Here is a 23,313-nt window from a genome sequence, read left to right as displayed (position 1 = left end):
TCCCCCTATCGCTTAGTTACAATTACTTGCGACAATAATTCTTCTACTTTTTCTTTTTCACATAAATCAGCTGAAAATGCTGTTGCACTCCCTGTTGCAACGCCATATTGAAATGCCTTTTCAATATCTTTTGTCTGTTCATATTTACCTACAAATCCTGCAACGAGAGAATCTCCGGCCCCAACCGAATTAATTACAACACCTTTTGGAACAGTTGCTTCATATATACCTTGTGCCGTAAATAATAAAGCCCCATCTCCAGCCATTGATACGATAACATGCTCTACACCTTGTTCAACTAATTTTCTTCCAAACGGTAAAACATCTTCTACTGTTGAAATCTCTACTCCGAATAACTCACCAAGTTCATGATGATTAGGCTTTATTAAAAATGGTTTATTTTTAATTACATGTTGCAGCGCACTTCCACTTGCATCGACTACTACACGAATACCTTTCTCAGCTCCGAGCGCTGCGATTGATTCATAAAAAGTAGTTGAGATAGACGCCGGTACACTTCCAGCTAGTACAACACAATCTCCCTGCCTCATACTTTCGATTTGTTTCATTAATTGTTCAAATTGTTCATTTGTCACATTAGGACCTTGCCCATTTAATTCTGTCTCTTCTTGCCCTTTTATTTTCACATTAATTCGGGAATCACCGTCTACTTGGACGAAGTTTGTTGTTACACCTTCCGCCTGTAATACATCTTTAATAAATCGACCGGTAAATCCACCAGTAAATCCAAGCGCTACATTTTCAACACCTAAACGGTGAAGAACACGAGAAACGTTAATGCCTTTCCCTCCAGGAAATTTCATATCTTTCTCTGCTCGATTTACTGCGCCTAAATCGAAGGAATTAACTTGTACTACATAATCAATAGATGGGTTTAAAGTAACTGTATAGATCATTGTTTATCAGCCTCAATTACATTGGTTTGTCTTTTATATTTTTCTAAATCAATTTCTAAATGGTTTGTAATAATATTCGCTTCTTCAACATTGGCAATTTTCGCAAATGCAACTTCTGAGAACTTACTTTCATCAATTAAGAAATATCCTTCGTTCGCAAATGTTAATGCCATTTGTTTTAAAAGTGCCTCTTCTGGATCTGGAGTTGTAAAACCAAGCTGTTCATGTACACCATTTGCTCCTAAGAAACATTTATCAAAACGGTACTTTTGCATACTTTCCTGTGCCATAGCACCAATTAAAGCTTTCGTCCTACTCTTCATCATCCCGCCTAGTAAATACGCACGAATATTATTTTCAACTAAAGCTTCAATATGCATAAGTCCATTCGTTACGACAGTAACATCTTTATTTATTAAAAATGGAATCATTTCAAATGTTGTACTTCCTGCATCTAAATAAACGCAATCCCCTTGTTCAACAATACTAGCCGCATAGTTAGCAATTTGTTGTTTTATTTGAATGTTTTTGGATGATTTTTCAACCATCGTTGGCTCTTGTCCTTTTCCTGTTAAAACAGCAGCACCACCATGAACTCTTTTTAATAACCTTTGCTTTTCCAATTGCGCTAAATCACGACGAATTGTTGATTCAGAGCTTTCTGTTCTTTCCACTAATTGCTGTAGTTTAACAACCTTCTGCTCTTTTACAAGTTGCAATATCATTTGATGACGTTCAGGAGTTAACATTTTATTCACCTCTTCTTTGATTACAGTATAATGAAAACGATCACAAAAATCAACCATAAACAGTCAAAAATAATCACTATCAATCAAAACCGGTTATAAACAAAAAAAGAAACCTATTTGATACAACAATCAAATAGGTTTCTTCTCTCGCTTCACTTATAAAGAAGCTTTATAAATTGCAAGAACATCATCTTTATTTAATTTTTTAAAGGTACCAAATTCACCATAAGCCATCGCTTTATCAGCCATTAAATCAATTTCATTTTCTCCAATAGCATAATCCGCTAATGTTACCGGTGCCTCAATTGAAGTCCAAAATTGACGTAACGCCTCAATTCCTTCTAACCCAATTTCTCGATCCGTCTTCCCTTCTGTTTCTACATCGAATACACGAATAGCGAACTGTTTAAAACGACTTACATTTTCATCTACAACATGCTTCATCCAGTTCGGGAATAAAATCGCGAGTCCACCCCCGTGTGGTATATCATGAACCGCAGAAACTGCGTGCTCAATATTATGAGTTGCCCAGTCTCCTTTTACTCCCATCGCTAAAATGCCGTTTAACGCCATAGTACCGCAATATAAAATGGTTTCCCTATGCTCATAATTTTCTAAATCACTTAAAAGCTTAGGAGCTGTTACAATTACTGTTTTTAAAACAGATTCACAATAACGATCTTGTAGTTCTGTATTTGTTCCATGGTGGAAATATTGCTCTAATACGTGCGACATAATATCGACCATACCGTAAATTGTTTGATTTTTCGGTACAGATGCAGTATGAACTGGATCTAAAATCGAAAACTGCGGGAAAGTAACTGGGCTACCCCAGCCATATTTTTCATTCGTTTCCCAGTTTGTAATGACAGAACCAGCATTCATTTCAGAACCTGTTGCCGCAAGCGTAAGTACCGTACCAAATGGTAATGCATCACTAGCAAATGCTTTTTTCGTTACAATATCCCATACATCTCCATCATATTTACTACCAGCAGCAATCGCCTTCGTACAGTCGATTACACTTCCTCCGCCAACCGCTAAAATAAATTCGACTCCATTGTCTTTACAAATTTGAATCCCTTTCTTTACTGTTGATAAACGAGGATTCGGTTCAACTCCTGTCAACTCAAATACTTCCGCATTTATATCCTTTAAAATAGAAATCACATTATCATAAATACCATTTCTTTTAATGCTGCCTCCCCCGTATACGAGAAGAACCTTTTTACCGAACTGTGGAATTTCCGTTTTTAACTGCTCTAACTGTCCTTTACCAAAAATAAGTTTTGTCGGATTACGAAATACAAAATTTTGCATATATCTTTACCATCCCTTCTATATAAAAAGCAACTATACTTTTGTATACCACAATTTTTTCATTTCACAAAAATATTTGCCTAATAAAAAAATCCCAGCCTACAGGCTGAGATTTTTTTATTGATAATAAGGTGAGATCATTAAGTAAACAATAACACCAGATAAACTTACATATAACCAAATCGGCATCGTCCAACGTACAATTTTACGGTGACGTGTTAATTGATTCGTAAAACCAAACACAAGTGCAAACAATGCAAGCGGTACAATAATTGCTGCTAGGATAATATGTGTAATTAAAATGATGAAATACACATATTTAATGAATCCTTCTCCACCAAAATGTGTTGCTGGCGCCAAGTAATGATACGATAAATAAGAAACACAAAATAGCAACGTCGTTGTAAATGCTGCTAGGATGAAACCACGGTGCATTTTCACATTCTTCTTAATAATAGAGTATAAAGCTGCTAATAAGAATACGAACGTAAAGCTATTAAAAATTGCATTTAACATTGGTAAAATTGTTACATCAAAATGTACTTCTCCTTCATAGCCAACAGGTCCAAAGAACAAAAATAAAATAATCGCATTTACAATTACAGAAAGCGTTATCACAATAGGAGCATAGCTTTTCTGATTAGTTGATTGATCCACCAAAATGGTCACTCCTCTTCCTTCAAATATGTATACGTAACCTCACTATTTTAACATATTATTCACAGTGTAAATGTGACAATAGTTTGACACAGTAAGACAGAGCAAAGAAAAAAATCCTTCTTAATAAAACTTCTTAAGAAGGATTTTATCGCTTTATTATTTAAATAGCAATGTAATTAGTTTTTGTTAAAAAACGTACTGCTATACGCTTGATATATTTCAGACACTTGATATCCCATTAATGAAATTGCTGTTAGTGAAAAGAAACCAATCATAAGAAATCGAAACCACATATAAATCTCCTCCTTGTATTTAGCTTAAAAAGCAGTCGCTATATTACAAGTTGAGTGGCACTCTTCATCGTCACTTTCCTTTTTCTTTACAATTGCTGTTATAAATCGAATCATAAAGAAAATCACAAAAGGAAATTGTTCGTAATTTACCTTGGCATAGTTTGGCAACGGCTCGCGCTGCACATCGAACGGAGATGAGAAGGAATAGAACATACCTTGCTCTTCCATATATACAATTACAATTTTCATACAAAACATTATTCCTAGAAATGAAACAATATCTTGCCATTCTGTCGTATATAAAAAGTTATACAGCTCTAATACGTACTCTTCCATCGTCATCCCCCCTTCCTTTTTTACCATTTTGCTCGCCTTCATATAAAAAGTCAAGAAAAAAGTTTATATTCACTATGACAATAGTAATTACTTGTTTCTATGATTATATATGATTCTTTTATAGCAATGATTGGGTGTAACTCTCTTCTAAAACAAGAAATTAGAATCGAACAGATTCCTCATTCTTACTTTTAGGATTCAACAATGTACTATTTTTATTTCTATTAAAAATAAAATAAGAAATTATTATAAGAACAGTAACAAGCATTGTTAAAAGCGCTTGTGAACGTAAAGATTCAATTGCGAGCATGGCAACTAAAACTGCTATAATCGCAGCAATTGTAACATATGTTACATATGGAAAAAGCCACATTTTCACTTTCAAATTTTGTTGTTCCGCTTTCCCCATTTTTTTACGTATCTTGAAATGTGAAACTGCTATAACGAGATAAACGAGTAACGCAATCCCGCCAGATGCATTCACTAAAAATAAAAATACTTTATCTGGAGATATGTAACTAAAAACAACTCCAATGTAAGCAAAGAAAGTTCCAAATAAAACCGCCCGAACTGGAACACCACTACTATTCAATTTCAAAAATGCCTTTGGCGCATCTCCTCTTTCTGCCATTGAAAAAAGCATTCTTGAGTTCGTATATAAACCCGAATTTAAACAAGAAAGTACAGCTGTTAAAACGATAAAATTCATAATTTGCGCTGCCGCTGGTATCCCTATATGTTCCAGTACCGCCACAAATGGGCTTTTTAGTATGTTCGCCGAATTCCACGGAAGGAGTGTAACAACTACAGCGATCGATCCAATGAAAAATACGAGAATACGCCAAATTACACTATTTGTTGCTGTTTTGACTGCCTTTACAGGTTCGGCAGACTCTCCAGCGGCCACTGCAACAATCTCAGATCCCATAAATGAAAATATAACGACGGTGATTCCAAGTAACACCGAACTTATACCATTTGGCATAAATCCTCCTTGACCTACCAAATTCGAAGTGCCAGGTGCTTCCGTTCCTGGTACAAATCCTAAAATAACAGCTAGTCCAAGACAAAGGAACAAAACAATACTTATTACTTTAATAAATGAAAACCAATATTCAAATTCTCCAAATGATTTCACCGAGAAAACATTCGTCAACGTTAATAATATCGTTAATATTAAGCTTAATAACCAGAGTGGGATTTCTGGAATCCAGTATTGAATAATACCAGCACCTGCTGTAGCTTCTATTGCAATAACAATTACCCAGAAAAACCAATATAGCCACCCAATTGTATAACCTGCCCATGGACCAATTGCCTCTCTTGCATATGTTGCAAATGAACCACTTGTCGGATTAATAGCTGCCATTTCTCCTAGCATTCTCATAACGAAAATAACTAGAAGTCCTGCTAATGCATATGAAACGATAGAACCTGGACCTGCTGAATGCACAACCGCCCCACTTCCAACAAACAAACCAGCTCCTATTACGCCACCAATGGAAATCATTGTAATGTGGCGTATTTTGAGGTCTTTCTTAAGATTTTTATCCAACTCTTGTACATCCCCTTCCAAACTTAATTTTGAAATTTATGTAAGAGTATTATGTGAAAAATCTTATCCTATACTTTAAAATATATCAAAATATTCTGAATTTAACAATCGTAATTCGACCTCCTTCAAAAATTATTTCATTAGGTTTAATAATTTCCCATACACAATTGTTGAGAAAATTATAGTCACCTTACAAGAGAAAGAATTTTCAGATATCATTAAATAAACAAGATTATACATCTAGACAACTTTTTGTATAGGAGTGTTGATATGTTAAACAAGTTCAAATTCATTTGTTGTACTTTAGTAATTTTCTTACTGCTACCGCTAGCTCCCTTTCAAGCACAAGCAGCAAACAATTTAGGATCAAAATTACTCGTTGGATACTGGCATAACTTTGATAACGGTACTGGCATTATTAAATTAAGAGACGTTTCACCAAAATGGGATGTACTCAATGTATCTTTCGGTGAAACTGGTGGTGATCGTTCCACTGTTGAATTTTCTCCTGTGTATGGTACAGATGCAGAATTCAAATCAGATATTGCTTATTTAAAAAGTAAAGGAAAGAAAGTAGTTCTTTCAATAGGTGGACAAAATGGGGTCGTTTTACTTCCTGATAATGCCGCTAAGCAACGTTTTATTAATTCTATACAATCTCTAATTGATAAATACGGTTTTGATGGAATAGATATTGACCTTGAATCAGGAATTTACTTAAACGGTAATGACACTAATTTCAAAAACCCAACGACTCCTCAAATCGTAAATCTTATTTCGGCTATTCGGACAATCTCAGATCATTATGGTCCAAATTTTCTATTAAGCATGGCTCCTGAAACAGCTTATGTTCAAGGCGGCTATAGCGCATATGGAAGCATCTGGGGTGCATATTTACCGATTATTTACGGAGTGAAAGACAAATTAACATACATTCACGTTCAACACTACAACGCTGGTAGCGGGATTGGAATGGACGGTAATAACTACAATCAAGGTACTGCAGACTACGAAGTCGCTATGGCAGATATGCTCTTACATGGTTTTCCTGTAGGTGGTAATGCAAATAACATTTTCCCGCCTCTTCGTTCGGATCAAGTCATGATAGGACTTCCTGCAGCACCAGCGGCCGCTCCAAGTGGCGGATATATTTCTCCAACTGAAATGAAAAAAGCTTTAGATTATATCATTAAAGGAATTCCTTTCGGAGGAAAGTATAAACTTTCAAGTCAGAGTGGCTATCCTGCATTCCGTGGCCTAATGTCTTGGTCTATTAATTGGGATGCAAAAAACAACTTTGAATTCTCTAATAACTATAGAACATATTTTGATAGTCTTTCCTTGCAAAAATAATAAAAAACAACAATAGGTTTTATATGACCTATTGTTGTTTTTTATTTATGTAAATTACTTTTTCACTTCTACATGATGAAGAAATTCTTTTCCATCTCTTGAATAACTATTCACAAGACTTAAAAGCAACTTCCCACCAACCAACATCGCACGTTCATCAAAATCGAATTGAGGATGATGGTGTGGATATGTTGCCCCTATTTCTTCATTACCGGCACCTGTGAAGAAAAATGCTCCTGGAACATGTTCTAAGTAGTATGCAAAATCTTCTCCGCCCATAATAGGTGGTACTTCCATGACCCTTTCTTTGCCAAGATCGTGTTCCGCGACCGTCATAAAATGACGTGTTTCAGCTACATGATTTATTAATATTGGATAGCCTCGTTTATATTGAATATTAACTTCAGCATGAAGGGACTGACAAATCCCCTCAACAACTCGTCTAAATTCCTTCTCCATATATTCTCTCACTTCAGGATCTAACGTTCGAATGGTTCCTGTAAACGTAGCAGTATCCGCAATAATATTATCGGCTTGCCCGGCATGGAATGTACCAACTGTTAAAACTGCTGATTGAAGTGGATCGACTTTTCTACTCACTAAAAGTTGCAACTGATTAATAACTTGTGTTGCAACGATAATAGCATCTACAGTATGATGTGGCATACCGCCGTGACCGCCTCGCCCTTGAATCTTCACTTCAAAAGTATCAGCTGCCGCCATCATTGCTCCAGCTTTCGTTCCAACAATTCCTAAAGGCATCTGAGAAGATAAATGTGTACCAAAAACAACATCTACTCCTTCTAAACAACCATCCTCAATCATGGCAATTGCTCCGCCAGGCTCTTTCTCTTCTGCATGTTGATGAATAAGGACTATTTTTCCTGAAAGTTGGTCTCTGTTATCACTTAATATTTTTGCAACTCCTAAAAGTGTTGCTGTATGTCCATCATGGCCACAAGCGTGCATTACACCAGGAACCTTTGATTTATATGAAACTTTCTTTTCATCTTGAATAGGTAGTGCATCAAAATCAGCACGTAGCGCCATCGTCTTCCCAGGTATCCCACCTTCAATTACGCCGATTACCCCTCTTCCCCCGACATCTGTTTTCACATCAATATGAAAACTTTTTAAAATTCCAGCTATTTTTTTCGGTGTTTCTATTTCTTGAAATGATAGCTCTGGGTATTGATGAAAATCTCTTCGCCACGAAACCATTTGATTATATAAACTTTCCAATTCTTTATGCCATGTTTCTATCATAGAAATTCCCCTTTCTTTTTAACAGTTTAAATAAAAAATACATAATATTCTGTATTTAATCAATAAAAAAAGAGAACTTTCTTTAAAAGTACTCTTAATTCTTCAAAATATTAAACGTTCTACTTCAGTCACTACTTTGCTTCAATACAAATAGTGAAAGTTCCGGTACACTCAAAAATCTAACAGGCATTCGGGTTGTCCCAATACCACGATTTACGTATAAATGTAACAGCTTACTCTTCCCTTCTAATTCATACATACCTTCAACATGACTCTCAGCTAGTTTTGTAGTAATTAAAGGACCTACAAAAGGAATTTGAACTTGTCCTCCGTGACTATGTCCTGACATTTGAAAATCGACTGGATAACGAGATACTTTATCTACAACATCCGGCTCATGTATTAATAGCATATTGAAATCTTGTTGTCTTAAGTTTTTTAAAGTCGAGTCTATTTGTGGCTTCCCTAATAAAAAATCATCCAAACCTGATATTGTAATATACTTGCCGTTTTCCCCTTTAATTTTCTGCACTTCATTTACTAACACAGAAAAACCAGCTTCCTCCATATACTTTTTGTAAAATAAACTACCGCCCCCACCTCTATCATGATTCCCAAACACAGCATATTTTCCTAGGGGAGCTTTAATTTTCTGCAAAATAACCTTTGCTTCTTCTCTTTCCGCACTATAGGATCCAAACTTATCTATTAAATCTCCTGTAAAAACTACTATATCTGGATGTAATTCATTCATCTTCTCCACCAAATTTTCTAGTTGTTTCAATGTAAAATCTGGTCCTAAATGTACATCTGAGAACTGCAATATTTTTTTATTATTAAACTCTTTAGGAATTGTAGGAGCTTCTATTTCATTCCACGTAACTGTTACTAGTCTTCTTTCTATTTCAGTCGCATAGAAATACAAACTTACTGGTATCATTATTATACTTATGAAACTAATAATAAATATCTTTACGATTGATTTTTTTCGTTCTTTTTTTACATGATGCGTATTCATATTTTCACCTCTAAAATCACTTTAAATCCTTATTGTTACATTAATGTGACAACATGAACAATGTTCGTTATATCCAATTTCAGCCCCACTCACTTTGACAAATTTATACAGAAATCATATCATATTTTTATCATACATAGATTCTTTAAAATGTTTCTTCTATTCATTCTATCATTTTATTGAGGAGAGATTATTCATGTCTGTATTTACACCAGAAGAAATTACGGAACTTGCTGCTAATTCTGGAAGAAAAAAAGCTCATTTATCATTGCTCCCTATGCTAATTCTCGGTTTTTTTGGTGGTGCTTTCATAGCATTAGGATATTTACTTGATATCCATGTTATCGGAACAATGCCAAAATCTTGGGGATCATTTACTAGCTTTTTAGGTGCTGCCGTATTCCCTATCGGTCTTATACTCGTTATCCTTGCAGGCGGTGAATTAGTAACTGGCAACATGATGACCGTTTCAATGGCATGGCTTCACAAAAAAATCGACTTATTTCACTTCATACGAAATTTAGTTATTGTTACGTTTAGCAACTTCATAGGTGCTATATTCGTCGCTTATTTTTTTGGTCATATCGTCGGCTTAACGGAGGGAGCTTTTTTAGCAAAAACAGTTTCTATTGCACAAGCTAAACTACAAGATACACCACTGCAAGCCTTCATTTCTGCAATCGGGTGTAATTGGCTCGTTTGTTTAGCTGTTTGGCTCAGTATGGGAAGTAAAGAATTTATCGGAAAGATTGTCGGTATTTGGTTCCCTGTTATGACTTTTGTTGCGATTGGATTTCAACACGTTGTAGCCAATATGTTTGTCATCCCAGCTGCAATTTTTTCTGGTCATTTAACTTGGGTTGAATATTTTCCAAACTTCATTTTTGTTTTCTTCGGAAATTTAGTAGGGGGTATGTTATTTGTAGCATTACCTTATTTCATATCTTATAATAAGAAACTACCTTCCAATAAAGAGCAAACTGCATTAAAGAAAAAATCTGTATCCGCTTAAATTGAATGTCTATAAATTGGTCCTAAAAATATTACAAATTTCATTTTTTTTGCGAATATATGTACGTACACTTGTTCTCGAATGTTTTATACGTTATAATAACAACTTAAATAGCATTATTTACATATGAGGTGAAAAACATGAATAAGACAGAATTAATTAAAAACGTAGCACAAAACGCTGAGATTTCTCAAAAAGAAGCTACTGTAGTTTTACAAACTGTAGTAGAATCAATCACTAACTCTTTAGCTGCTGGCGAAAAAGTACAACTTATCGGATTCGGTACATTCGAAGTTCGTGAAAGAGCTGCTCGTACAGGCCGTAACCCACAAACGGGTGAAGAAATGCAAATCGCAGCTTCTAAAGTACCTGCTTTTAAAGCTGGTAAAGAACTAAAAGAAGCTGTAAAATAATGAAAAATAGCCTTCTCATTTATGAGAAGGCTATTTTTTTCATGACATAATTAATAAAAATCTGACCATTATGCTGCTTATTTTGTTCCTTTATGCAAATAAAACCTTTGCTTTCAAAGAAAGGTTTTGCTGTAATACTCGCCTCTGTATACATATCCCTATGCTGCAAGTTCACTGCTTCTTTTTCTAACTTCTGTAGTATGTATGATGCTATCCTTTTTCCTTGATAATCTTTATGCGTAAATAAGCGATCTACGTAATGATCATCATTATAATCCCCAAATCCCACTATCACACCTTTATAATCAGCAACGTAACAAATATTCTTTTCTAAAGACTGTAGCCATCTCTCTCTATCTAGTCGCTCCGGGGCCCACGCCTGTAGCTGTAACTCGTTATAATCTTTTGCATTCACCGTATGAACCGTTTCATAGAACAATTGTAATACTTGCTCTAAATCCTCCTTCTGGAATGTTCTAATTTTAATATCTTTAAACATATGTAAAACTCCTTATCAAACTAACTCTTTTATTTCGGTTATCCGGATAATTATTTCGTGTTTATTTTCGAAACAGTTTCTTCCACTATATATGATTCTACTTCTGCTCTTTCTATATTATATCGACTTTTCCTTCTAAACGAACAATAAACAATACTCATACAAAGTATTGTTTATTGTAAAAAAGCATATTAAATTCGCTTTATAGCTGAAAGTGTTTAAGATTTCAATTTAACTCTTTGTAATCTTAATGCATTTAATACGACTGATACAGAGCTAAATGCCATTGCTGCACCTGCAACCCAAGGAGCTAAGAAACCGAGCGCCGCAATTGGAATTCCTAGGCCGTTATAAGCTAACGCCCAGAATAGATTTTGCTTAATATTTCTAATCGTCATTTTACTCATAAAAATTGCATCAGCAATACTATTTAAATCACCACGGATTAACGTAATGTCTGCCGCTTCCATCGCTACATCCGTACCTGTTCCAATTGCCATACCGATATCCGCCGTAGCAAGTGCAGGAGCATCATTTATTCCATCTCCAACCATTGCTACTTTCTTACCTTGCGCTTGAAGTTTTTTCACTTCTTCTGCTTTTCCTTCAGGTAATACTTCTGCAATTACGTGATCAATACCAACTTGCTTAGCGATTGCCTGAGCAGTTTGTGTATTATCTCCTGTAATCATAACAACGTCTAGACCCATTTTCTTAAGTCTTGCGATAGCTGCTTTTGAAGTATCTTTTACAGTATCTGCAACGGCCACTATACCAGCATATTCTTTATTGATCGCAATAAGCATTGCTGTTTTTCCTTCTCGTTCTAGCGCTTCCATCGATTTAGAAACTTCTTCAATATCAATATCGAATTTCTTCATTAGTCGACGTGTACCAATTAATAATTGTTTCCCTTCTACGACTGATTCGATACCGAATCCTGGAATCGCTTCAAACGTTTCTGAACTTGGGATATCAATTTTCTTTTCTTTAATTCCTTCTACAATCGCTTCTGCAAGTGGATGTTCAGAATTTTTTTCTGCCGCACCTACTAAACGTAGTATTTCTTCTTCATGGAATCCATCTGCTACAATTACATCTGTTAAAACAGGCTTCCCGTTTGTCACAGTACCTGTTTTATCTAGAATAACTGTATCTAATCGGTGCGTTGCTTCTAAATGCTCTCCACCTTTAAATAAAATACCGTATTCAGCTGACCTTCCTGATCCCGCCATAATAGATGTAGGTGTTGCAAGACCTAATGCACACGGACAAGCGATAACAAGTACTGCTATCATTTTCTCAAGTGCTCCGCCAAAATCACCAGGTGTAACAAATAGCATCCACACCGCAAATGTAATAATAGCAATTACAACTACAACAGGTACGAAAATACCTGAAATTTGATCTGCTACCCTTTGAATAGGAGCTTTTGAACCTTGAGCCTCTTCTACTACTTTAATAATTTGAGCTAATGCAGTATCTCTTCCTATCTTAGTTGCTTTAACTTTTAAAAATCCATTTTTATTCATTGTAGAGCCAATTACTACATCCCCAATTGTTTTATCAACAGGAATACTCTCGCCTGTTAACATCGATTCATCTATCGCTGATTTTCCTTCTACAATTTCTCCATCTACTGGGATTTTTTCACCGGGTTTAACATAGACAACATCACCAGCTACCACTTCTTCGATTAAAATTTTCATCTCTGTTCCATCTCGCACAACTGTGGCAGTTTTCGCTTGTAGTCCCATCAACTTTTTAATAGCTTCTGATGAACGCCCTTTTGCTCTCGCCTCAAATAATTTACCTAAAATAATTAAAGTAATAAGTACCGCACTCGTTTCAAAATATAAATCTGTCATATGTTCTGAAGAACCAATCGACCTAATACTTAAATACACACTATAGAAATAAGCTGCGGACGTTCCAAGTGCCACAAGAACATCCATGTTTGCACTTTTATTACGTAACGCTTTATAAGCCCCAACATAAAACTGGCCTCCAATTATAAACTGTACTGGAGTTGCAAGAGCTAGCTGCACCCAAGGGTTCATAAGCATATCAGGTAAATAAATAAATGATGTAAATGAGAAATGACTTACCATTGCCCACAGTAACGGGAATGATAAAATAAACGAAATGATAAATTTCTTCTTTTGTCGTTCAATTTCTTGTAAGCGATGATCAGTTGATCCATCTTGCTCATCTGATTTCACTTCCAATTTATATCCTAATTTCGTGATTGCACTCTTCATTTCATTTACATTAATTTCATCAGGATTAAAATCTACTGTAGCTGATTCCAAAGCGAAATTTACTGTCGCTCCGTTCACACCTTCTAACTTATTTAAACGCTTTTCTACTCTATTCGCACATGCTGCGCATGTCATCCCTGAAACAGTAAACTCAGCCTTATCACTTACAATTCCATATCCTAGCGACTCAACTTTTTCCTTAAATTGTTGTGGATTTGTTTTATGGGGATCATACATTATTTTTGTTTTTTCAAGTGCAAAATTTACATTTGCATCATGAACACCTTCTACTTTTTTCAGGCCTTTTTCAATTCTATTTGCACAGGCTGCACATGTCATGCCTGATATTTGGAGATTGGCCTCTTTTTGTTCATTCATGTCTCTCACCTCTATATACCCTTATAAGGTATAATTTTTAGCAAAATAAATCGTACTCCATATAAAGTACGATTTATTTCTATATTAAAAATTATTATTGAATTTCATAGCCTTGATCTTCAATTACAGCAACGATATCTTTTAACGTTACAACTGATGAGTCGATAGTAACTTCAACAGTTCCTTCTGCTAATTGAACTTTTACTTGTTCAACGCCGTTTAGTTCTTTCACATTACTTTCAATAGAATTTACACAATGCCCACAAGACATACCCTCAACTTTTAATGTTAACTGTTCCATTTAAAATCCTCCTCTTGTTTATTCATTGTTTATTAATCACAACTACACCTTACCATACCCCCCTAAGGTAATCAATGGTTTTGTATCATGATTTTTATTTTTTTCTAAAATCTTTATTTTTTTGCTCCAATTATGAATTTATATATCTTCTCCTATATAAACAAAAGCCAAGCTAGTCAAATACTAGCTTGGCTTTTATGCTTTTGAAAAACGTTCAAATACTGTCATTAATTCTTCAATTGCTTCGTCACCATTACCATTTTTAATAGCTCCTGAAACACAATGACTCGTATGATTTTTTAAGACACCCATTCCTACTTTTTTCATCGCTGCATTAATCGCAGAAATTTGAACTAAAATATCCACGCAATAACGATCATTTTCAATCATATTTTGAATACCACGGACTTGGCCTTCAATTCTCTTTAATCTATTTATAATTTGTTCTTTTTCTTTTTCTGATCTATGTGTTACTGATTCATGGTCCTTATGATCCATATTATCACCTTCTTAAAGTTTCTCTTCATCCAATAAAACAATTGCTTTTATGAGTATACCAATTATATCATCAAATATCTATGTAGGATACCCCATATGAGTATGTTTTCGCTTTATGATTATTCTTAACACATCATTAGCTTCTCAGTCTCAATTAATATGATACCCTTTCTTTTTTTCAAAAAAACAATAATAAGCAGGGATTGTCCATCCCCGCTTATTATTCATCCACAAATATAAAAGTCTCAATTTTCACACGTGTAAATTGAGACTTTTTTCTTCCTATATATAATTATTGCTGATCACATACTTTTGTATCATTCACTACTGAAGTTCCTTCAACGGTTACCGTATGAAAACAGTCATTTACACGAACTGTCACAACATTATCTTGCCGATCAATGATATGGTATTCATTAAAATTTTTATTCAGAGCACTGCGAATTTGTTCTCCTTCATAAATTGGAATGCCATGTGATAAAACCCAAATAAACCCAGCGATAGCAAGAATAGTTTTCATACGATCTACCTCCTTGAGAATATAGTGAACTTTTAATCCATGCTTTTTCAGCTCTACTAATCATGAATGGAATGAATCAAGCCTTTTTTTGGAAATAAGTTCATTTCGTCTATTTTATGTTTATGCTAATTGTGACCGAATTGTGACAACTTTTTGTCTATTTAGACGAAAAGTTGAAACAAAACTTTCAAAAAGGACAATTCTACTTATAAAAAAAGGTTATGGAATGTTTCATCCATAACCTTTTTTCAGCCCTATTCTACAACTCATCCACCGTACTTCATGTGATTTTTGTAGAGTTATTTTATTTTTATTCATCGCCATCAAAACAAAATCTTGAAAAAACTTCCCACACGAGTTCATTTCTACTACTTACCCCAGTCTTTTCAAAAATGGATTTTAAATGATCTTGTACCGTGTATATAGATATACAAAGTTCATGGGCTAATTCCTTTGTCGACATACCTGTAAGAATTTTACGTATTACTTGCTTCTCACGTGTTGTAAAACTATACACTTCCGTAATAAGCGGAAAGATTTCTTCCGGTCTTGCTCTTTCGAATAGAACAACATAACCACCCTGAAAACTACTTGTACGTTCTAACTTACTGGCCCGAATGATTAAAAAATGTCCATAGGCTAAAGGTATACAAACTTTTTCTTCTCTATTCATACAACCTACATTATATTCGTTAGCCTTTACTTTCGAACAAACCGCACGTATTGGCCTTGGTATTTCTTTTATATTTAACTGTTCATACTTTCTAAGATTTGAAAGCCAATCGCTGCCATCTTGATTCCAATATAATAAATTAAAATCCTCACTTAATATAATCGTACCTGTCCCTATTACCTTCTCTTCTGAAAAAGGTTTAGGAAATGCCTTTTTTAAAGCCTCTCCAGCAATCGGGACTACCATTGCCAAATACTTACAATTATCTATATGAAAAGCGGGACTTGTACTCCCTCGAAATAAACTAAGATGCCCAAAACAGTTCCCCTTACTCATACAAACGCCCCTTAATTCATCTCCAAAACTTGCTGGTTTTAAAATATTTCGGTATCTAGAGCTTTTCTTTTGTTCACCATTTGTCACCATACTAAGAGAAGCAACATGAGGATAGTGTTCTGATAAATATTTAAATTTATTAAAATCATCTTCTAGAAATTCATTCATAAACAATTGTGGATGAATCTTTTCAACACTTTCATCCGTAAATGCCCCAGTAGATAAAAAAGAAATTGGGTCTATAGCTGTAAAACAAGCGGCGTCAAAATCAATGACTTTACGTATTAAGTGGAGAAATGACTCTTGAAATGTCCTTATAGAACTTATACGATTCGCTACCATTGTAATTTCTTTCGTTATTTTTTCATACATCCTCTTCCCCCCAGATTTATGGGATTGTTTCCCTTCATAATTTCATTCCATAATAAACCTATAACACACATACTTAGGAGGTTAAAAATGAATTGGAATGATACTACCGTAAATTCATATGAACAAAGAATTCCATGTAAAATCCCAGGCTACTACAACCTATATGAAATGATGAATCATTTCTTGTTTACTACACTCCCTAAAGAAAATATGAATCCAAATTTTCTAGTTATAGGTGCTGGTGGTGGACAAGAAATTCTCTCAATAGGCAAACAAAATAGCAACTTATCTTTTACAGGTGTTGATCCATCTGAAAGCATGCTACAGCTAGCTAAAAAAAGAATTGAAAGCGAAGGCATACAAAATCAAATTCACTTTGTACATGGAACTGTCCATTCATTATTAACCAATCCATTATTTGACGCTGCTACTTGTATGCTTGTTCTTCATTTCATCCCAACTATTAAGGAGAAAAAAGAGCTTCTTAATGAAATTAGTAGTCGCTTAAAACCTGGTGCTCCATTCTTTCTCTCTACAATAAATGGTGTACCCCATACAAGTATGTTTTCTGCACAATTGAATGCTTGGCGCAACCACATGATGCAAAATCAAATTCCATTAGAAGATTGGAACCGATTTGAAAATTCTTTTGAAACAGAAATATTTCCTATTTCCGAAACGAATCTACTAGCTATCATGAAGGAATGTGGATTTACTCAAATCAATCGCTTTTTCACAAGCTTTTTAATTGATGGATACGTAGCAATAAAACAATAATGAAAAAAGGTAAGCAATTGCTTACCTTTTTTCATATACGTCTTCTACACTTGACTAATAAATCTCAATCCTTTACTTAAAGAAGTCGGCACAACAGATGCATGATTCTCCCCTTCAGCTTCATAAAACATAAATCTAAACTGATCGTGTTTTACTTGGAGAAGGCGCTCTGATAATTCGTTTGCACCTAAAACCATATGCTCTCGTTCCAATGACCCAACTGTAAGGAATACTCCCGTTTCAACCTTAGCATTGTTTAATTCACTTATAAGATTCTTTTCTTTTTCAAGCACGGATTGGTTATTCCACCAAATAGATGGACTACTTATAAAATAATTTTGAAAGGCATTTACGTTTGTGAATAGTATATGTAAAGCAAATAGACCACCTAAAGAATGTCCAAATAACGTTTGCTTTCCTTTATCAATCTCAAATTCCTTTTCAATTTGTGGTTTCAATTCTTCTTCAATAAAAGTAAAGAAATTATGAGCTCCCCCTGTTTTAGGCCACGGTTTACCGTCCGGTTTTAACGGGGCATCTTTTGAAATTACGACAGGTGTAAGATCATAGCATCTTTCTTCTCCTGAAAATGCCCCTTCAATTGGATAACCAATACCTACTATAATAGCTGGTGAAACACCTGTTTTCTCTGCTCTAACTGATTGTATTTTAATAGCTTCATGGAATGTTTGAAAAAAGGCATTGCCATCTAATACGTATATAACAGGATATCCTGACTCTGGTGCTGGCTGCCTCGGCTTTGAAATATGAATTTGATATTCTTTACCTTCTAATTTTGAATACATTTTCCACTGTTCTGTATTAAATGTAATAACCTGCTGTTTTTCAATAGTAGTATTCATCTTACATCCCCCTTCTTAACTCGTTACATATATTTCTACTTTCTCTTTTTGAGATACAACGCTATCGTAACCGAAACAAACAGGAGACCCATTATACGGATCAATCATGACACGTGCATCAATATGAAATACTTCTTTTAACACTTCATTTGTAATTATTTCTTCTGGGCTACCAGTTGTAACGATTTCCCCTTCCTTCATTGCAATAATTTCATCTGAAAACCTTGCTGCATGGTTAATATCATGTAATACCATAACGACCGTACAATTATGTTCTTTATTTAACTTCTCCACAATTTGTAATACATCTAATTGATGAGACATATCAAGATATGTAGTTGGCTCATCTAATAGCAACACTTCTGTCTCTTGTGCTAAAGCCATCGCTAGCCATACCTTCTGTCGTTGACCACCTGATAAATTTGCAATTTGTCTCGTTCGAAATTCAGAAGTTTTCGTTATTTCTAATGCCCAATCAATCATTTCTTTATCTTTTGAAGTTAACTTATTTACGTTATTTCGATGTGGATAGCGTCCATAAGAAATTAACTCTTCTACTTTAAGCTCCCCTGGTGCAATTGGAGTTTGCGGAAGTAAAGCTAACTGCTTCGCAATTTCTTTCGTTGGAATTGTATTTAAATCCTGTCCTTGCAAATATACTTTACCGCTCTTTTGCTTTAAAATTCTTCCCATTGTTTTTAACAATGTCGATTTCCCGCACCCGTTTGGTCCTATAATTGTCGTTACTTTTCCTTCTTGTATTTCCACATTTAAATCGCGAAACACTGTAAGCTTTTCATAACTCGTTTCTAAATTTTTTGCACTTAAAATACTCACTTTTATTCCTCCTCTTACGCTTTCGCCTTATAAAGTAAATATAAGAAATACGGTACACCGACAATAGAAATAACGATCCCAACAGGTAACTCTACAGGGGTGAAAACTGTTTTTGCAATAAAGTCTGAAGCTATTACAAGGAACATTCCGATTACTCCACACGTAGGAATTATATATTTATGCTGAATACCGACGAGCCTTTTCGCTATATGCGGTGCCATTAATCCAATGAAACCAATACTTCCTGAAACAGCAACACATGCACTCACAAGTCCGATACTACTTAATAGTAAAATGGATTTCTCTCGTTCTACTGCAACACCTAAACTTGTAATACTCGTTTCTTCCAATTGAAATAAATCTAATAAATAAGCTTTCTTTTGTATAAGTGGAATTAAAATGATAAGCCACGGTAACATAGCAACAATATACTTCCAGTTTGCACTATATATGCTTCCAGACACCCAAACTGCAGCCATCTCGAAATCAGTTGACTTCATTTTGAGCGATAAATACATAGAAAACGCTCCAAATCCAGATCCAATTGCAATCCCTGTTAATAAAAGACGTTGCGAGTCTAACTTACCGTTTTTCCAAGAAAACAGATAAATTATTATAGCGGCTCCTAGCCCACCGACTAAACCAAACATCGGCATCATCATAATAGAAACCCAGTCTGTGCTCTTTAATTGTCCTTGAAAGAAAAACATAAAAATGACAATGGCTGTTCCTGCCCCGGCATTTACACCTAAAATACCTGGATCTGCCAATCCATTCCTCGTAATCCCTTGAATTACAGCACCCGCAACACCGAGGCCTAATCCTACTAATCCAGCAATTACAATGCGCGGAAGGCGAAACTCAAAAATAACTAAATCATGGTCTGGTACTGGATCTATTCTAAAGAGTGTTTTAAATACATCTGTAATCGTAATATCAAACGTACCATTCGTTAAACTAATATAAATAGCACATAATATTAAAAATATACTAATCCCCATTGTCATTCCAAAACGTTGACTTGAACTTTTAAGCATGTCTCTCTCCTCCTCTTGTACGGATTAAATAAAGGAAGAAAGGAATTCCAATTAAGGAAGTAACGACTCCAATTGGTGTTTCAAATGGATAGTTTACAAATCTACTTAAAATGTCACATAATGCTAAGAAAACTCCACCAATAACGCCTGCGCAAGGCAAAATCCACTTATAATCTACCCCAATTATAAAGCGCGTAATGTGTGGAATAATTAAACCTACAAAACCAACTTTCCCCACTAAAGCAACTGCTGTTCCTGTTAAAAAAATAACTGATAAAATTGCCATCGCTTTAACTAGTTTTGTACGCTGACCTAGATTAATAGAAACTTCTTCTCCTAAAGAAAGAATGGTAATAGATTTTGATATTAATAGTGCTAAAATTATACCAATTATCCCAAATGGTATCGTGATTTTAATGATATTAGGGTCCACTTGATCTAACTTTGCATTAAACCAAAAACTAACATTTTGAGAAATTTGGAAATATGAAGCCATCGCAGCCGATACACTACTTAAAAATGTTCCAATAACTGTCCCTATAATTGCTAATCTAACAGGGGATAAGCCATTTTGAAGGAGTGAGCCAAAACCAAACACTATACCGGCTCCTAGTGCAGAGCCAATCATTGAACATAAAACCATACCAATCGATGACATTCCCGGAAGAAAAATCATACAAAGTGTAATAACAAAGGCTGCACCATCCGTCACACCCATAATAGAAGGGGATGCAAGATAGTTTCTTGTCATCCCCTGCATAAGTGCTCCTGATATGGCTAGAAATGCTCCGACTAAAAGAGCTGCAACTACCCTTGGTAAACGTGAAGTAATAATAATATTATGATTTACATCGCTTGAATCAAAATGAAATAAAGCATTCCACACTGTTTCAGCATCAATGTTTTTCGCCCCATATAAAACAGAAAGTATAACTGTAAATAAAATCAATATGGGTGCTATACATAAAATGGTTACTGGTACCGCATTCGTTTTCTGCATATCATTCAACGCACCTTACTTATTGTATTATTTAGATAAATTTTTCACTGCTTCTTTTAAGAATGCTGTTTTACTCCAAGCTGTGCCACCTTGGGCCATTGGATCTACAACGTTTACAAATACTTTCTTTTCTTTCGCAGCATTCATACTTTGCCAAATTGGATTGCTTTCAATTTCTTCTAGCACTTTCGGGTTTTTATTTTCACTTGCCTCATATTGTAAGAAAACATAATCTGGGTTAAGTTCAGCAAGTTTTTCAAATGAAATTTTCTCTTGTGCTTTTACAGTTTTAAGTTGTTCTGGAGCAGTTAGTCCAAGATCTTTATAAATTACAGGGTTGAAGTATACTCCTTCTGGATATAGGAATAATTCATTTGCTCTTAGTCTAATTACAAGTACTTTTTTGTCTTTTAACTTATCTCCTAATTTTGCTTTTGCTTTTTCAGCGTCCGCATTGTAATCTTTAATAATTTTTTCTGCTTTATCTTTTTTACCAGTTAATTCTCCCATTAACTTTAAGTTATCTTCCCAATCTGTTGAAACGTGTGATACCGGGAACGTCGGAGCTACTTTCGTAAACTTTTCAGCTGTTTCTGCTGGGAATTTCGTACTAGATGTAATAACATCCGGTTTTAATTGAAGTAATGTTTCAAAATTAGGTTGCATTTTTTCACCCACAGATTTTGCACCCTCTAATTCTTTTTCAAGATACTTTGGTAATTTACCACCTACAGTAATTGCACCGACTGGTTTAATTCCAAGTACTGCTGCATCTTCCATTGACTCTAAACTAGCTGTCGCAATTTTATCTACTTTTGCTGGTACTGTGTATTCTTTACCTAAATATGTAATTTTTCGTTTTTCATCTTTTTTTGTTTCCGTAGCTTTTGTCTGTTGCTTTTGTTCCCCTGAAGTTTTATCCGTACTATTACATGCTGCTAAACCTACACTTAAAACTGTAACCATCCCTAATGTAAATAACTTCTTGTTCATCTTTATATATCTCCTCTCAAAACTTGTAAATAGATTATTTTTATATGAAAACTTAACTACATGAAACTTGTCCCAAACATATATTTCATTAGATTAATAATTTTATCCGGAACTCATTCTCATTCACTTCCCCTAAACTATAATTCTTTTACACTTCATCCATCGATAACCTTTTTCATTGATAATGATTATCGTTACTAAGTATATATTTAATATGCAATTATTTCAAGAATGATTTGAAAAATTTTAACAAACTGAATTAAAAAGAAGTATCCGCCTATTATTAGCGAGATACTTCTTTTTTTAGAAATTTATATGTAATTCAACTGGACAATGGTCTGATCCCATTATTTCACTGTTAATTTTCGCCTCTGTTATTTTGTCTTTCATTCTTTCCGAGACAACAAAATAATCTAAACGCCATCCAATATTTTTTGCTCTCGCTCCCATACGATACGACCACCACGAGTATGCTCCTTCCTGATCAGGATAAAGGTAGCGATACGTATCAACAAATCCTTCTTCTAAAATACGTGTAAACTTCTCCCTCTCCTCATCAGAGAATCCAGGGTTTTTACGGTTACTTTTTGGATTTTTTAAATCTATTTCTTTATGCGCGACGTTTAAATCTCCGCAAAAAACAACTGGTTTCTTTTCATCTAATCGCTTAATATAGGCCCTGAAATCATCTTCCCATTCCATTCTGTAATCTACACGTTCTAATCCTCGTTTAGAATTTGGTGTATACAGCGTTATCATATAAAAATCATCAAATTCTAACGTAATAACTCGTCCTTCTTGATCATGCTCTTCAATCCCTAAACCATATGTAACAGAAATCGGTTCTTTTTTCGTGAAAATAGCCGTTCCTGAGTAGCCTTTTTTCACAGCATAATTCCAATATGTATAATATCCCTCGGGATTTAAATCAATTTGTCCACTTTGTAATTTAATTTCCTGTAAACAAAATATATCTGCATTAGATTCTTCTAGATATTCTAGAAATCCACCTTTTGCAATAACTGCTCGCAAACCATTTACATTCCATGAAATCAACTTCATCTATGTTCCTCCTC

At 34.7% G+C, this 23,313-nt stretch carries 24 protein-coding genes; 4 read left to right on the top strand and 20 right to left on the bottom strand.

Annotation, left to right across the window (positions count from 1 at the left end; genetic code table 11):
* Positions 1-5: 5 nt before the first annotated feature.
* From pfkB to gabP, 6 genes are all read right to left on the bottom strand, one after another.
* Entirely contained in the window at positions 6-917 is a 912-nt protein-coding gene (pfkB, locus tag AC1DS7_RS23185) for a 1-phosphofructokinase (protein WP_002128626.1), read from the bottom strand.
* On the bottom strand, positions 914-1,666 hold the full coding sequence (locus tag AC1DS7_RS23180) for a DeoR/GlpR family DNA-binding transcription regulator (RefSeq protein WP_476999237.1): 753 nt from the start codon (positions 1,664-1,666) through the stop codon (positions 914-916). The genes pfkB and AC1DS7_RS23180 overlap by 4 nt, the downstream gene beginning before the upstream one ends.
* A gap of 156 nt (positions 1,667-1,822) precedes the next feature.
* Positions 1,823-2,986, bottom strand: coding sequence for an iron-containing alcohol dehydrogenase (locus AC1DS7_RS23175; protein WP_151304253.1), 1,164 nt, complete (start codon positions 2,984-2,986; stop codon positions 1,823-1,825).
* Between the two features lie 117 nt (positions 2,987-3,103).
* Entirely contained in the window at positions 3,104-3,646 is a 543-nt protein-coding gene (locus AC1DS7_RS23170; protein ID WP_000228316.1) for a DUF420 domain-containing protein, read from the bottom strand.
* 317 nt (positions 3,647-3,963) lie between these two features.
* Complete coding sequence (locus AC1DS7_RS23165; protein ID WP_078175321.1) at positions 3,964-4,302, bottom strand: hypothetical protein; 339 nt, start codon at positions 4,300-4,302, stop codon at positions 3,964-3,966.
* Positions 4,303-4,435: 133 nt separating this feature from the next.
* Positions 4,436-5,830, bottom strand: a complete 1,395-nt coding sequence (gabP, locus tag AC1DS7_RS23160) for a GABA permease (protein ID WP_000360102.1) — start codon at positions 5,828-5,830, stop codon at positions 4,436-4,438.
* A 270-nt stretch (positions 5,831-6,100) separates the two neighbouring features.
* Between gabP and AC1DS7_RS23155 the strand changes: the two genes are divergently transcribed.
* Entirely contained in the window at positions 6,101-7,183 is a 1,083-nt protein-coding gene (locus AC1DS7_RS23155; protein WP_002128633.1) for a chitinase, read from the top strand.
* A 54-nt stretch (positions 7,184-7,237) separates the two neighbouring features.
* On the opposite strand, the gene AC1DS7_RS23150 is transcribed toward AC1DS7_RS23155, so the two are convergent.
* Positions 7,238-8,449 (bottom strand): M20 metallopeptidase family protein, encoded by a 1,212-nt coding sequence (locus AC1DS7_RS23150; RefSeq protein WP_002033660.1) that lies wholly within the window; start codon positions 8,447-8,449, stop codon positions 7,238-7,240.
* A gap of 124 nt (positions 8,450-8,573) precedes the next feature.
* The gene (locus AC1DS7_RS23145) at positions 8,574-9,467 is read right to left on the bottom strand and encodes a metallophosphoesterase (RefSeq protein ID WP_088039980.1); all 894 of its coding nucleotides are present in this window, start codon (positions 9,465-9,467) and stop codon (positions 8,574-8,576) included.
* Between the two features lie 196 nt (positions 9,468-9,663).
* Between AC1DS7_RS23145 and AC1DS7_RS23140 the strand changes: the two genes are divergently transcribed.
* Together AC1DS7_RS23140 and AC1DS7_RS23135 are read left to right on the top strand one after the other, a co-directional pair.
* Positions 9,664-10,479 carry a formate/nitrite transporter family protein gene (locus tag AC1DS7_RS23140; RefSeq protein ID WP_002014675.1) on the top strand — a complete coding sequence of 272 codons (816 nt, stop codon included), beginning with the start codon at positions 9,664-9,666 and terminating at the stop codon, positions 10,477-10,479.
* A gap of 140 nt (positions 10,480-10,619) precedes the next feature.
* Positions 10,620-10,892 carry an HU family DNA-binding protein gene (locus AC1DS7_RS23135; protein WP_002033657.1) on the top strand — a complete coding sequence of 91 codons (273 nt, stop codon included), beginning with the start codon at positions 10,620-10,622 and terminating at the stop codon, positions 10,890-10,892.
* A 19-nt stretch (positions 10,893-10,911) separates the two neighbouring features.
* Here the strand turns inward: AC1DS7_RS23135 and AC1DS7_RS23130 are convergent, their stop codons facing one another.
* From AC1DS7_RS23130 to AC1DS7_RS23105, 6 genes are all read right to left on the bottom strand, one after another.
* Positions 10,912-11,391: a GNAT family N-acetyltransferase gene (locus AC1DS7_RS23130; protein ID WP_002142798.1), complete on the bottom strand. Its 480-nt coding sequence runs from the start codon at positions 11,389-11,391 to the stop codon at positions 10,912-10,914.
* A 218-nt stretch (positions 11,392-11,609) separates the two neighbouring features.
* Complete coding sequence (locus AC1DS7_RS23125) at positions 11,610-14,030, bottom strand: heavy metal translocating P-type ATPase (RefSeq protein ID WP_476999236.1); 2,421 nt, start codon at positions 14,028-14,030, stop codon at positions 11,610-11,612.
* A gap of 94 nt (positions 14,031-14,124) precedes the next feature.
* Positions 14,125-14,331, bottom strand: coding sequence for a copper chaperone CopZ (copZ, locus tag AC1DS7_RS23120; RefSeq protein ID WP_002033654.1), 207 nt, complete (start codon positions 14,329-14,331; stop codon positions 14,125-14,127).
* A 195-nt stretch (positions 14,332-14,526) separates the two neighbouring features.
* On the bottom strand, positions 14,527-14,829 hold the full coding sequence (locus tag AC1DS7_RS23115; protein ID WP_002014668.1) for a metal-sensing transcriptional repressor: 303 nt from the start codon (positions 14,827-14,829) through the stop codon (positions 14,527-14,529).
* 292 nt (positions 14,830-15,121) lie between these two features.
* Positions 15,122-15,349 carry a hypothetical protein gene (locus AC1DS7_RS23110; RefSeq protein ID WP_002014667.1) on the bottom strand — a complete coding sequence of 76 codons (228 nt, stop codon included), beginning with the start codon at positions 15,347-15,349 and terminating at the stop codon, positions 15,122-15,124.
* A gap of 310 nt (positions 15,350-15,659) precedes the next feature.
* Positions 15,660-16,730: a helix-turn-helix transcriptional regulator gene (locus tag AC1DS7_RS23105; RefSeq protein WP_098636033.1), complete on the bottom strand. Its 1,071-nt coding sequence runs from the start codon at positions 16,728-16,730 to the stop codon at positions 15,660-15,662.
* An 87-nt stretch (positions 16,731-16,817) separates the two neighbouring features.
* Here AC1DS7_RS23105 and AC1DS7_RS23100 point away from each other — a divergent pair, with 87 nt between their 5' ends.
* On the top strand, positions 16,818-17,507 hold the full coding sequence (locus AC1DS7_RS23100; RefSeq protein WP_016100797.1) for a class I SAM-dependent methyltransferase: 690 nt from the start codon (positions 16,818-16,820) through the stop codon (positions 17,505-17,507).
* 44 nt (positions 17,508-17,551) lie between these two features.
* On the opposite strand, the gene AC1DS7_RS23095 is transcribed toward AC1DS7_RS23100, so the two are convergent.
* The 6 genes from AC1DS7_RS23095 to AC1DS7_RS23070 all read right to left on the bottom strand — a co-directional run bounded on the left by AC1DS7_RS23095 (position 17,552) and on the right by AC1DS7_RS23070 (position 23,299).
* Entirely contained in the window at positions 17,552-18,370 is an 819-nt protein-coding gene (locus AC1DS7_RS23095; RefSeq protein WP_476999235.1) for an alpha/beta hydrolase, read from the bottom strand.
* A gap of 15 nt (positions 18,371-18,385) precedes the next feature.
* Positions 18,386-19,207 carry an ABC transporter ATP-binding protein gene (locus tag AC1DS7_RS23090; protein ID WP_002142804.1) on the bottom strand — a complete coding sequence of 274 codons (822 nt, stop codon included), beginning with the start codon at positions 19,205-19,207 and terminating at the stop codon, positions 18,386-18,388.
* 14 nt (positions 19,208-19,221) lie between these two features.
* Complete coding sequence (locus AC1DS7_RS23085; RefSeq protein WP_002128652.1) at positions 19,222-20,244, bottom strand: FecCD family ABC transporter permease; 1,023 nt, start codon at positions 20,242-20,244, stop codon at positions 19,222-19,224.
* Positions 20,237-21,244 (bottom strand): FecCD family ABC transporter permease, encoded by a 1,008-nt coding sequence (locus AC1DS7_RS23080; protein WP_002014660.1) that lies wholly within the window; start codon positions 21,242-21,244, stop codon positions 20,237-20,239. The genes AC1DS7_RS23085 and AC1DS7_RS23080 overlap by 8 nt, the downstream gene beginning before the upstream one ends.
* Before the next feature lie 27 nt (positions 21,245-21,271).
* Positions 21,272-22,237, bottom strand: a complete 966-nt coding sequence (locus AC1DS7_RS23075; protein ID WP_002014659.1) for an iron-hydroxamate ABC transporter substrate-binding protein — start codon at positions 22,235-22,237, stop codon at positions 21,272-21,274.
* Positions 22,238-22,540: 303 nt separating this feature from the next.
* On the bottom strand, positions 22,541-23,299 hold the full coding sequence (locus AC1DS7_RS23070) for an exodeoxyribonuclease III (protein WP_063219209.1): 759 nt from the start codon (positions 23,297-23,299) through the stop codon (positions 22,541-22,543).
* Positions 23,300-23,313 lie beyond the last annotated feature (14 nt).

This window comes from Bacillus sp. P4_E1 (genome assembly GCF_056401715.1).
Note: the sequence above shows the minus strand (reverse complement) of the source record. Positions and strands in the feature narration are given on the sequence as shown.